This is a genomic window from Paraburkholderia sp., from assembly GCF_036488505.1.
Classification (GTDB): Bacteria; Pseudomonadota; Gammaproteobacteria; order Burkholderiales; family Burkholderiaceae; genus Paraburkholderia.
Genome location: NZ_DASXHN010000152.1, coordinates 1 through 10830, shown reverse-complemented (window position 1 = coordinate 10830; position 10830 = coordinate 1). Strand labels below are relative to the sequence as shown.

The 10830-nt window shown below is 63.8% G+C and carries 12 protein-coding genes; 5 read left to right on the top strand and 7 right to left on the bottom strand.

What is annotated here, in order from left to right:
- Window positions 1-97: 97 nt before the first annotated feature.
- The 3 genes from rplS (at window position 98) to VGH68_RS08710 (ending at window position 2420) form a co-directional block, all read left to right on the top strand.
- Window positions 98-484 carry a 50S ribosomal protein L19 gene (rplS, locus tag VGH68_RS08720; RefSeq protein ID WP_013090115.1) on the top strand — a complete coding sequence of 129 codons (387 nt, stop codon included), beginning with the start codon at window positions 98-100 and terminating at the stop codon, window positions 482-484.
- A gap of 86 nt (window positions 485-570) precedes the next feature.
- Window positions 571-1341 carry a CoA pyrophosphatase gene (locus VGH68_RS08715; RefSeq protein ID WP_331603181.1) on the top strand — a complete coding sequence of 257 codons (771 nt, stop codon included), beginning with the start codon at window positions 571-573 and terminating at the stop codon, window positions 1339-1341.
- 140 nt (window positions 1342-1481) lie between these two features.
- Complete coding sequence (locus VGH68_RS08710) at window positions 1482-2420, top strand: CobD/CbiB family protein (protein ID WP_331603180.1); 939 nt, start codon at window positions 1482-1484, stop codon at window positions 2418-2420.
- Between the two features lie 270 nt (window positions 2421-2690).
- Here the strand turns inward: VGH68_RS08710 and VGH68_RS08705 are convergent, their stop codons facing one another.
- From VGH68_RS08705 to VGH68_RS08695, 3 genes are read right to left on the bottom strand one after another with little or no spacing between them, the layout of a single operon-like run.
- Window positions 2691-3011 carry a DUF2007 domain-containing protein gene (locus tag VGH68_RS08705; protein ID WP_331603179.1) on the bottom strand — a complete coding sequence of 107 codons (321 nt, stop codon included), beginning with the start codon at window positions 3009-3011 and terminating at the stop codon, window positions 2691-2693.
- Window position 3012: 1 nt separating this feature from the next.
- Window positions 3013-3981 carry a ribosome small subunit-dependent GTPase A gene (rsgA, locus tag VGH68_RS08700; protein ID WP_331603178.1) on the bottom strand — a complete coding sequence of 323 codons (969 nt, stop codon included), beginning with the start codon at window positions 3979-3981 and terminating at the stop codon, window positions 3013-3015.
- Complete coding sequence (locus VGH68_RS08695) at window positions 3978-5237, bottom strand: M48 family metallopeptidase (RefSeq protein WP_331603177.1); 1260 nt, start codon at window positions 5235-5237, stop codon at window positions 3978-3980. The genes rsgA and VGH68_RS08695 overlap by 4 nt, the downstream gene beginning before the upstream one ends.
- 301 nt (window positions 5238-5538) lie before the next feature.
- Here VGH68_RS08695 and orn point away from each other — a divergent pair, with 301 nt between their 5' ends.
- Window positions 5539-6153, top strand: a complete 615-nt coding sequence (orn, locus tag VGH68_RS08690) for an oligoribonuclease (protein ID WP_331603176.1) — start codon at window positions 5539-5541, stop codon at window positions 6151-6153.
- A 73-nt stretch (window positions 6154-6226) separates the two neighbouring features.
- On the opposite strand, the gene mog is transcribed toward orn, so the two are convergent.
- Window positions 6227-6877, bottom strand: a complete 651-nt coding sequence (mog, locus tag VGH68_RS08685) for a molybdopterin adenylyltransferase (protein ID WP_331603175.1) — start codon at window positions 6875-6877, stop codon at window positions 6227-6229.
- Window positions 6858-7481, bottom strand: coding sequence for a ribosome biogenesis factor YjgA (yjgA, locus tag VGH68_RS08680; protein WP_331603174.1), 624 nt, complete (start codon window positions 7479-7481; stop codon window positions 6858-6860). The genes mog and yjgA overlap by 20 nt, the downstream gene beginning before the upstream one ends.
- Window positions 7482-7788: 307 nt before the next feature.
- Here yjgA and pmbA point away from each other — a divergent pair, with 307 nt between their 5' ends.
- On the top strand, window positions 7789-9159 hold the full coding sequence (gene pmbA, locus VGH68_RS08675) for a metalloprotease PmbA (protein WP_331603173.1): 1371 nt from the start codon (window positions 7789-7791) through the stop codon (window positions 9157-9159).
- 137 nt (window positions 9160-9296) lie between these two features.
- Here pmbA and VGH68_RS08670 read toward each other — a convergent pair whose 3' ends face one another.
- Window positions 9297-9797, bottom strand: a complete 501-nt coding sequence (locus VGH68_RS08670) for a dihydrofolate reductase (RefSeq protein ID WP_331603172.1) — start codon at window positions 9795-9797, stop codon at window positions 9297-9299.
- Between the two features lie 144 nt (window positions 9798-9941).
- Window positions 9942-10385, bottom strand: coding sequence for a hypothetical protein (locus tag VGH68_RS08665; protein WP_331603170.1), 444 nt, complete (start codon window positions 10383-10385; stop codon window positions 9942-9944).
- Window positions 10386-10830: the final 445 nt, after the last annotated feature.

Here is a 10830-nt window from a genome sequence, read left to right as displayed (position 1 = left end):
AGATGTGAACCCATCCTCTATCGGGGCCGTAGCCAAGCGCAGCAAAGTGAGCGCGAGGCAGGTACGAACGCCGACAAGATGGATCCAGGAGTCAGTGATGAATCTGATTGCAAAACTTGAGCAGGAAGAAATCGCGCGCGTTCTCGGCGAAAAGACCATTCCCGATTTCGGTCCGGGTGACACGGTCATCGTTAGCGTGAACGTGGTTGAAGGCACGCGTAAGCGTGTGCAGGCTTACGAAGGCGTCGTGATCGCCAAGCGTAACCGTGGTCTGAATTCGTCGTTCATCGTCCGTAAGATTTCGTCGGGCGAAGGCGTTGAACGTACGTTCCAGACGTATTCGCCGCTGCTGGCGAGCATCGTCGTCAAGCGTCGTGGCGATGTGCGTCGGGCGAAGCTGTACTACCTGCGCGAGCGTTCGGGCAAGTCGGCTCGAATCAAGGAAAAGCTGGTCTCGAAAGACCGCGCTGCTTCCCAAGCGTAAATGCTGTAAGAAAAAGCACCCCTCGCGGGTGCTTTTTTGTTGGCCAGGTCAAAATAGCGGCATGTCCCCGCTTATCAGAGAACCCGTTGATCCGCCCCGTCTTTGAGCCCGAATCCCTGCCCGTCGTCGCGACCGGCGCCGATCTGCCGCCGGTGGCCGGCGAGCGTCTTACGCCCGATGGGTTGCGTGCGCGTTTCAAACGGCGCTTTGCCTGGACACCCGAGAAAATCGCCGACGCGCCGTGGCGCAATACCGATCTCGACCCCCGCGTGGCCGCGGTACTGATACCGCTCGTGGTGCGCGAGCATGGTCTGACCGTGCTGCTCACGCAGCGCGCGGACCATCTGAACGATCATGCGGGGCAGGTCAGTTTTCCCGGTGGTCGTCAGGAACCGTTCGACGCAGACGCGATCGCAACGGCGCTACGCGAAGCCCAGGAAGAAGTCGGTCTCGATGCGTCGCGCGTGGAAATTCTCGGCGCGTTGCCGGACTATCTGACGGGCACCGGTTTTTGCGTGTCGCCGGTGATCGGCCTCGTGCATCCGCCGTTCACGCTAAAGATCGACACACTCGAAGTGGCCGAGGTCTTCGAGGTACCGCTCGCGTTCCTGATGAACCCGGCTAATCACGAGGAGCGCCTGTTGCGCTACGAGGGCGGCGAACGACGCTTCTTCGCGATGCCCTATCCACGCGGCGAATCGGTGGAGGTCGCGCAAGCCGCGCAGCAACAGCGAGCCGCACGAGCGATGCAGCCGAGCGGGCAGGCAGACGCTTCAACTGCCATCCGAGGCCATCATTTCATCTGGGGTGCGACGGCGGCGATGCTGCGTAACCTGTATCGTTTCCTCGCCGCATAAGCCGATCGTCCGCGTCGAGCCGGCGAAGTCGCGTGGTCGACGCAGTGGCCGCGGGTTTGTCCGCGTCCGCGCTCAGTCGCATCCGACCCTGTGCTATCGTTATAAAACAATCGCAAAACTCAAAAAGCACGGCGCATCGCATGACTTTTTTCTCCGTATTGCTGGCTCTGATCATTGAACAGGCCCGTGCGCTGTCACCGACCAACCCGGTGTCCGCGCTGCTTCAGTACCATGCGGAGTCGGCAGCGCAGGGATTCGACGCCGGCAAGCAACGTCACGGTCTGCTGGCATGGCTGGTGGTCGTAGTGCCCTGGACGCTCGCGGTGGCGCTCGTCTACTACGTGCTGTATCACATCCATTTCCTCCTCGCGTTTGTCTGGAACGTCGTCGTGCTGTACTTCACGCTCGGCTTCCGGCAGTTCAGCCATTACTTCACCGACATCCATCTCGCGTTGAACAACGACGACGTGCCGCGCGCGCGCGAAATTCTCTACGAGTGGACCGGGCTTGACACCGTCGACATGCCGGTCAGCGAGATCGTGCGTCATACGCTGATTCATGCGGTGGTCGCATCGCACCGCCATGTGTTCGGCGTGTTCTTCTGGTTTCTGATTCCGGTCGGTCCGGCCGGCGCAGTGCTGTACCGCTGCGCCGAATATCTGGCGCGGGCATGGGTGCGACCGGCCGACGATCGCACCGTGGCATTTTCGACTTTCGCGCAGCGTGCGTTCTTCGTGATCGACTGGGCGCCGGCGCGGCTGACATCGCTGGGTTTTGCGATCGTCGGCAATTTCGAGGATGCGATCTACGCGTGGCGCAACCACGCGCGGCAGTGGCCCAATGCAAACGACGGCGTGTTGCTGGCCGCGGGCAGTGGCGCGCTCGGTGCGCGCCTTGCCGGACCGCTCGCGGAGCCGTCGAGTCTGGACGCACTCGCGACTGGGGACGGCGGCCCAATGCAGGTCGGCGACGACTGCACGCCGCGCACGCTGCAATCGGCGGTGGGTCTCGTGTGGCGCGCGGTCATCCTGTGGATGATCCTGCTGCTGATGCTGACGATCGCGGTGTGGCTCGCTTGATGTGATCTCGCAATAAGGCGCGGCAGCAGCGCAAAGCCTGGGCTCGCGACCATGCCGTTCAGTGCAACAGCTGAACGGCATTTTTATTTTCCGATTGGGTCCCGCCAGTCGCTCGTGTGCGCCCCAGCCATTAACCCATGCCATTGCGCTCGCTGATCCAATCCCGAAAGGGATCCAGAAAATAACGCGGTGTCAGCCCTTGTCCGGTCATTTCCGCTTCTGATAACCGTACCGCCCCGCGCGGTCACCGCCGCGCAGCCGCTTGCCGCATCAATTCTTCAACGGATCTCTCGCGGTCCCGCATTGCCAGCACACGGTGAACTGCGCCTCCAGCATCTCGCCGCATTGCTGACACTGCCAGCCGGGTGCATCCGCCGCCGGCCCTTGCGATGCGGCTTCGATCAACCGCCGCGCGATTGCTTCATCGCGCTCGTCGACGAGCCACAGTTCGGGCGCGCATTGATCGGCCGGAATCTCGCCAAGCGCGCCGTTCAGATAACGGTTATGGAGCTCGCAAGCGATGCCCGCGGTCGCGAGCACGTTGACCCAATGCTGCCCGGTAATCAGGTTCGGCGCGCGCATCAGCTTCATATCAGCGGACGACCTGGCTTGCCTCATGCACGAGCTGCGCATAAAGCGCATGCCGTTCGCGGCGGATGCGGCCGTCGGCGACCGCCTCGAGAATCGCGCAGCCGGGCTCGTGCAGATGATGGCAGTTATAGAAGCGGCAGTTCGGCAGCAGCGGCCGGAACTCAGGGAAAGCGCGTTCGAGCCGCCCTTCGCTCAGGTGATGCAGACCGAACTCCTGGAAGCCGGGCGAATCGATCAGCGCACCGGCCGAACCGATGACGGCGACCGCGCCATCCGCGGCCGGCAGCGGATAAAGACGCGTGAACGTCGTGGTATGACGCCCGCTGTTCAACGCGGTCGAAATTTCGCGCGTGGCGACATCGGCATCCGGAATCAACAGGTTGACGAGCGTCGACTTGCCCATGCCCGACTGGCCGAGCAGCAGCGTCGCGTGACCGCGCAGATGCTCGGTCAACAGCTCGCGTGCCGCATCCGGTTGCATCCGGATCGACGCTTCGATCACCGGATAACCCAGCGCGCGGTACGCCTGAAGCCGTCTGCGCGCCCCTTCCAGAGCGACGGTGACGTCGATCTTGTTCAGCACGATCAGCGGCTTCAGTTCGTTCGCCTCGGCCGCTACGAGCGCGCGGCCAAGCAGGTCCTCGCTGAAATGCGGCTCGGTCGCGAGCACGATCAACAGTTGATCGAGATTCGCGGCGAACAGCTTCGACTTGTACTGATCCGAGCGATACAGCAGATTGCGCCGCTCGCCGATCTCGACGATCACGCCCTGGTCCGCGGAAGTCGGCTCGTAAATCACGCGATCACCGACCGCGACCTCGCTGCGCTTGCCGCGCGGAAAGCATTGCAGAAACGCGCCGCCGTCCTCGGGCGCGACCAGATAATGACGGCCATGCGCGGCGACCACCAGCCCGCCCGTGCGCGTGCCGGCTGACGCGCGCGGCGTCTTCTTCGGGGCGCGGCCGCTCATGCGTGCCGCAACAGTCGATCGATCCGCTGCGAGGCTGGCGGATGCGAGTAGTAGAACGCGGTATAGAGCGGATCCGGTGTCAGCGTCGATGCGTTGTCTTCGTACAGCTTGACGAGCGCGTTGACGAGATCGTGTGCATCGGTCTGCGTCGCGGCAAACGCATCGGCTTCGAACTCGTGCTTGCGCGAGCTGAGGCTGCCGAGCGGCGTGACGAAAAACATGAACACCGGCAGCGCGAGGAAGAACAGGACGAGCGCGAGCCCGCTATTGCCACCGATAAGCGACGGCCGCACTCCGAGCCCCTCGTAGAACCAGACGCAGCGCGACAGCCAGCCGAGCAGCGCGAGCATCGCGAGGCTGATTGCGAAGGTAACGAGCATGCGTTTCATCACATGGCGGCGTTTGAAATGGCCGAGTTCGTGCGCAAGCACCGCTTCGATCTCGCGGCCGGACAGGCGCGCCAGCAGTGTGTCGAAGAAGACGATGCGCTTGCTCGCGCCAAAGCCGGTGAAGTACGCGTTGCCGTGCGCCGAGCGGCGGCTGCCGTCCATCACGAACAAGCCCTTCGCGGCGAAGCCGCAGCGCTTCATCAGCGCCTCGATGCGGCTGACCAGCGCTTCGTCCTTCAGCGGCTCGAATTTGTTGAAGATCGGCGCGATAAAGGTCGGGAAAATCAACAGGCCGAACATCTGGAACGCGACCCATACGACCCACGCCCACAACCACCACAACTCGCCTGCGCGGTTCATCAGCCACAGCACGACAAAGAGCAGCGGTAGACCGAATGCGATGCCGAGCAGCGTGCCCTTGACCCGATCGAGCATGAACAGGCGCTTGCTCATGCGGTTAAAGCCGAAGCGTTGCTCGACCACGAATTGCCGGTAGTAATCGAATGGCAGATCGATCGCGCTGGTGATCGCGATCACGGCGGCGACGAGCGCAATCTGGCCGACGTAGTCGCGGCCGAGCCAGCCGGAAATCGCGAAATCGAGTGTTTGCACGCCGCCAAGCAGGGTGAGCCAGATCAGCACGGCCGCGCCGACGACGATCTCGATCATCGCGAGCCGCGTGCGCTCGACGGTGTAGTCGGCCGCGCGCTGGTGCGCGGTGAGCGCGATGGTGTTGGCGAACTGGCTCGGCACCTGTTCGCGGTGAGCGGCGACGAAGCGGATCTGCCGCGACGCGAGCCACAGTTTGGTGCCGACCATCGCCACGACGGCGACGACGAACAGGACAGTGAAGTACAGGGTAGGCATCCGGGGATTCCGTGGTATCTATGCGAGAATTATATGTTTCTTCGCGCCTCGCGGCGGGACGATACGGCTCAATGAGCGGCTCAGTTACCGGCACAATCAGCAGCTCAAGCGGCGGTGCAGGCAGTGGTGCAAGCAGCGGGTCAGGCAGCGGTCCAAGCGGCGACGCTTCAAACCGCACCGCTCAAAGCCGCCGCCCCGCGCTTGCGCACCGCCAGCGGACCGCAAATCCATTTCAAACCAACACGCGCCGCGGCGCGCGGCTTCGCGCGAAGCCCGTCGCCCGGCCCTCAGGGTTGCCTTCATGACTGACATCCTCGTATCCACCGAACAGCCGCCGCTCGTGCGCAGCGACATGAATCTGGTCTGGCTGGACATGGAAATGACCGGGCTCGAGCCCGACACCGACCGCATCATCGAGATCGCAGTGGTGGTGACGAATTCGACACTCGACAGGATGGTCGAAGGGCCAGTGCTCGCGATTCACCAGAGCGACGAGACGCTCGCAAAAATGGATCAGTGGAATCAGAACACGCACGGCCGCTCGGGACTGATCGATCGCGTCAAGGCGTCGACGGTCAACGAGGCCGACGCCACCGGACAGATCCGCGAATTCCTCGGTCAGTACGTGCCGCCAGGCAAATCGCCGATGTGCGGCAATTCGATCTGCCAGGACCGCCGCTTCATGGCGCGCTGGATGCCTGATCTCGAGCGCTTCTTCCACTATCGCAACCTCGACGTGAGCACGCTGAAGGAGTTGTGCCGCCGCTGGCAGCCAACCATCTACAAGGGCTTCCAGAAGCGCGCGATGCACACGGCGCTGGCCGACATCCACGAGTCGATCGACGAGCTCAAGTACTACCGCGAGCACTTCCTGGTGCCGTCGCAGCCCGCACCGGACGTGGCGAGCGACAAATAAGCGACAAGCGAGCGACAACTGAGCGACGGAAAAACGCCCGGGCCCGCGTGGCCCGGCTGTGCAGCCGTTCGCCTCAAGCCTGCCGCGGAGCGCGCACCGCGCTCTTCGGCCGGAACGCGTTGACCACGCCGGGGTTGGTTTCCACATACGGGCCGCCGATCAGGTCGATACAGTAGGGCACCGCGGCGAAAATCCCCGGGACCTTCAGCGCATTGCCGTCGTTCGCATCGCGCAGACCTTCGAGCGTCTCCCTGATCGATTTCGGCTGTCCCGGCAGATTGACGATCAGCGCGGCGTGCGCGCCCGTTTCGCGAATCACCGCGACCTGGCGCGACAGGATCGCGGTCGGCACGAAATTCAGGCTGATCTGCCGCATCTGCTCGCCGAAGCCGGGCATTTCCTTTGTCGCGACCGCCAGGGTTGCCTCCGGCGTCACATCGCGGCGCGCCGGACCGGTGCCACCGGTGGTCAGCACCAGATCGCAGCCGACTGCGTCGACCAGTTCGACCAGCGTTGCCGAAATCGTCGGCGCGTCGTCCTGAATCACACGCGTGACGACCTGCCACGGCGACGTGAGCGCGTGGCCGAGCCAGTCCCGCAGCGTCGGAATGCCCTTGTCCTCATACACGCCGGCCGATGCGCGGTCGCTGATCGACACGAGGCCGATCAAGATTTCATCGGGATGGTTGCGCTGCTTGCGTTGATCAGGCGTCGCGGTCGTCATCGTCGTGTTCCGGGGGGAGGTCGGTGTCATGCGAGTCGCCGGTGCCGGCTTCAGCGTCCGTGCCGGCCGCGCTCTTGATCCATTGGAACAGTTCACGGAAGTAGCGCGGCGGCTTGTTCTGCTGCGCTTCCTTGCGCGCGTTGCGGATCAGCGTGCGGCCCTGCTGCGGATCGGCGTTCGGATGGTGGCGGATGAATTCGGTCAGCGCGGCGTCGTCGGCGAGCAGTTTCTCGCGGGTGCGCTCGATCCAGTGGAGCTTCGCGGTTTCCGCCTTGTTGATGCCTTTGTACGAGTCGAGCGCGGTGCGCAGCGCGGCGGTTTCCGTGTCCAGCAGCGAGCGCATCACGCGGCCGACGTACTGCAGCTGACGGCGTTTGCCCTCGTGATCGGTGATGCGGCGCGCCTCGCGCACCGCATCGTCGAGCTTGTCGGGCATCGGCATGCGCTTGAGCGCATCTTTGGGCAGCGCGATCAGCTCCGCGCCCAAGTCCTGCAGCGCCTGCATGTCGCGCTTGAGCTGGGATTTGCTCGGACGGTCGTAGCCGTTTTCGTCGACTTCGGTGACGACGGATTCGATCGGTTGAATGCGGGTTTTGCGTGTCATGGCGCGTATTGTAACGTGCCGCACCCGCGCGGCTCGCGCCGGCTCTGGCGGATTTTCGCGTTGCCGTTGCGCGTGATCCACGTCGTTCCCGGACCGCGCAAACGAGCCTTCGCCAAGGCCAGGCAAAGTGCCCGCCGCGCTCACGTATCGGCCCGCGAATGCCAGGTAGGGCGCCGCGTACCTTGCTATGATCGCGGGATGCATTTATCCCGCACCGATGTGTCCATACGCACGCTCTCGCGTGGCCTCGGGCGAACACGGTGCGCATACCCAGGGCCGCGCGGCCCCGAACAGGACGGCAACGACAATGGCAGCAGACATGGACGTCAAGCAGCGCTTTTTTCCGCATACCCAGGATGAACTGAAGGAAATTGCGTCGGACATCCTCCGTCACGCGAAGGCGCTCGGCGGCACCGACGCCGCAACCGAAATCTCCGAAGGCGACGGCCTGTCCGTGTCCGTGCGCCGCGGCGAAGTCGAGACGATCGAGCACAACCGCGACAAGATGGTCGGCGTGACGGTGTTCATCGGCAACAAGCGCGGCAACGCGAGCACCTCGGACTTCTCGCCGCAGGCGTTGAAGGACACGGTCGCGGCCGCGTACAACATCGCGCGCTTCACCGCGGAAGACGATTGCGCCGGCCTCGCCGAAGCCGAACTGCTCGAAACCGCGCCGCGCGATCTCGATCTGTATCACCCGTGGAATCTGTCGGCCGACGAAGCGGTCGAGATCGCGCGCCGCGCCGAAGACGCCGCATTCGCAACCGATCCACAAATCAAGAACTCGGAAGGCGCGAGCGTGTCAGCGCAGCACTCGCAGTTCGTGCTCGCGACATCGCGCGGCTTCCTCGCCGGCTATCCGTATTCGCGCCACTACATCGCGTGCGCGCCGATCGCCGGCAGCGGCCGCAACATGCAGCGCGACGACTGGTATACATCGACGCGTAGCGCCGATGAACTGGCCGATCCGGAAGCGGTCGGCCGCTACGCCGCGCAACGCGCGCTCGCGCGCATCGGCGCGCGCGGGCTGGACACACGCAAAGTGCCGGTGCTGTTCGAGGCGCCGCTCGCGGCCGGGCTGCTCGGCGCGTTCGTGCAGGCAACGAGCGGCGGCGCGCTGTATCGGAAGACGTCGTTTCTCGTCGATAGTCTCGGCAAGCCGGTGTTCGCACCGCACGTGCAGGTGGTCGAAGACCCGCACGTTGCGCGCGCGATGGGCAGCGCGCCGTTCGACGAGGAAGGGGTACGCACCCGCCAGCGTTCGGTCGTGAAGGACGGTGTCGTCGAGGGCTATTTCCTGTCGACCTATTCGGCGCGCAAGCTCGGCATGCAGACCACCGGCAACGCCGGCGGCTCGCACAACCTGTCGCTGCTCAGCACCAATACGCGCCCGCAAGACGACTTCGAGGAAATGCTGAAGAAGCTCGGCACCGGGTTGCTGCTGACCGAACTGATGGGTCAGGGCGTCAACTACGTTACCGGCGACTACTCGCGCGGTGCGTCGGGCTTCTGGGTCGAGAACGGCAAGATTCAGTATCCGGTCGAGGAAATCACGGTCGCTAGCACGCTGCAAGAGATGTTCCGCCATATCGTCGCGATCGGCGCAGATACGATCACCCGCGGCACGAAGCAGATTGGCTCGGTGCTGATCGAGAAAATGACGATCGCGGGGCAGTAAGCCGCGTGGATTGCGCGCGGTTCGTATGACCGCGCAGTCCCGTATCAGTGAAAACGCCACGCAACGAAGGCTACGTGGCGTTTTTCATTGCACAGTGCATGCGGGCAGCTGGCCGCTCAGACCCGGCGGCGGGGCCTTCACACGTCCCTGCGCTGATACGTGACAAACGCGTAGTCGAAATCGTTTGGCGCGTTCGAGTGATGGGCTTCGCGCGCGATTTCTTCCCATACGTTCCTGTCGATCGGGGGGAAGGTCGCGTCGCCGTCGAAGTCGGCGGCGATCTCGGTGACGATCAGCTTGTCCGCGTGACGCAGCCCTTCCTCGTACAACTGCGCGCCGCCGATCAGAAACGCCTGCGGCGCCTGGTCCTGCGCGGCGAGCCGCAGCGCGTCGTCGAGATTGGTGGCGCAATCGCAGCCCTGGAAGCGCCGCGTGGCATCGCGCGTGACGACGATATTGCGGCGTCCCGGCAACGGCCGGCCGATCGACTCATGCGTCTTGCGGCCCATGATGATGGGCGCACCCATCGTGGTGCGCTTGAAGAACCGGAGGTCTTCGGGCAGTCGCCAGGGCAACTCGTTGTCGCGGCCGATCACGCCGTTGCTGGCGCGAGCGACGATCAGCGTGAGCGTCGTCATCGAATGGAAAAGGGAGGGTAACCGGGCGATTCTACCCGACGGCGGGAGGCGCCCCCGCGCGTGAGCGGCGCGCGGGGGCTCGCGCCGGCTGTCCGCCGTTCGGCGTTGGCGTGCCGCGAGGCTCTGTCACATTCGCACATCGCCCTAGGCCGCACGCGCGGCGTCGACCGGAATGGGCAGCGGCGACGGTGGGGCGATCTCGTCCCACAGCGTCACGTGATTGCGGCCCGCTTGCATCAGTCGCGGCGTCGGGGCCACCGTCGACATGCGAAGCGCGCCGGCGCGTTGCCGCGACAGTAGCTGATCGTCGAGCGAAATATCGTTCACCGATGCAGCATCGTCCGGCGCGCGGCTGGCGCTCGCGACCGGCTGGGCGTCGCAACCTGTGCTGGCGGGCGCGGCACGTCGCGCACTGGCCGACCGGCTCGCGAGGGTAGGGTTGGGTTCCGCCAGCCTGGCGGACCGGTCCGGCGCGGCTTGCGCTGCCTGTGCGCACGTGGCCGGCGGCAGCCCGCCGGAAGCGAGCGCCGCGCGAATTGCGAAGCGTGATGTGCGGCCAATAAGTTCGATGCCAAAAGCGACGCGCATGGTGTGTCTCCGATGTGCACGCCATTTAGCGAAACTTGTGCCATGGGTCCCAATGCATTGACACGTATGGATGCGGCTGGGATAACAGCCGGTAATGCGGCCGAAACCGGAAAAAAATGTTTCAGCGCTGAAACGGCACAGCAGAAAATACCTATAATCGTTTAAACGAAAAGGTACGAACTACCTCGCCGCGAACCGCTGTAAAACGGCGTTCGGTATCTTTTATTTGTCGGCTGAATAATTTGCTGTGGTGCGGCCAAAACCCTGATGGACAAAGGCTCCCCGATTAAATTCGCATAATTGTTTTCGAACTGGCGCCCGTATAGTAAGCTCTCGAAAACAGACTTTGAATTTTTAAAAAAGGCTCGTAACGGGCCGTCTCAAACACACACGCCGCTTTCTTGGGGATCAGCTGTCCGCACGGAATGGAATGGCCGTTCGGTAT

Coding starts and splice junctions, on each gene's coding strand:
- VGH68_RS08710 (WP_331603180.1), top strand. CDS start 1,482: ATGACTTTTTTCTCCGTATTGCTGGCTCTGATCATTGAACAGGCCCGT.
- orn (WP_331603176.1), top strand. CDS start 5,539: ATGACTGACATCCTCGTATCCACCGAACAGCCGCCGCTCGTGCGCAGC.
- VGH68_RS08695 (WP_331603177.1), bottom strand. CDS start 5,237: ATGCCTACCCTGTACTTCACTGTCCTGTTCGTCGTCGCCGTCGTGGCG.
- VGH68_RS08665 (WP_331603170.1), bottom strand. CDS start 10,385: ATGCGCGTCGCTTTTGGCATCGAACTTATTGGCCGCACATCACGCTTC.
- pmbA (WP_331603173.1), top strand. CDS start 7,789: ATGGCAGCAGACATGGACGTCAAGCAGCGCTTTTTTCCGCATACCCAG.
- rplS (WP_013090115.1), top strand. CDS start 98: ATGAATCTGATTGCAAAACTTGAGCAGGAAGAAATCGCGCGCGTTCTC.
- yjgA (WP_331603174.1), bottom strand. CDS start 7,481: ATGACACGCAAAACCCGCATTCAACCGATCGAATCCGTCGTCACCGAA.
- mog (WP_331603175.1), bottom strand. CDS start 6,877: ATGACGACCGCGACGCCTGATCAACGCAAGCAGCGCAACCATCCCGAT.
- rsgA (WP_331603178.1), bottom strand. CDS start 3,981: ATGAGCGGCCGCGCCCCGAAGAAGACGCCGCGCGCGTCAGCCGGCACG.
- VGH68_RS08705 (WP_331603179.1), bottom strand. CDS start 3,011: ATGAAGCTGATGCGCGCGCCGAACCTGATTACCGGGCAGCATTGGGTC.
- VGH68_RS08670 (WP_331603172.1), bottom strand. CDS start 9,797: ATGACGACGCTCACGCTGATCGTCGCTCGCGCCAGCAACGGCGTGATC.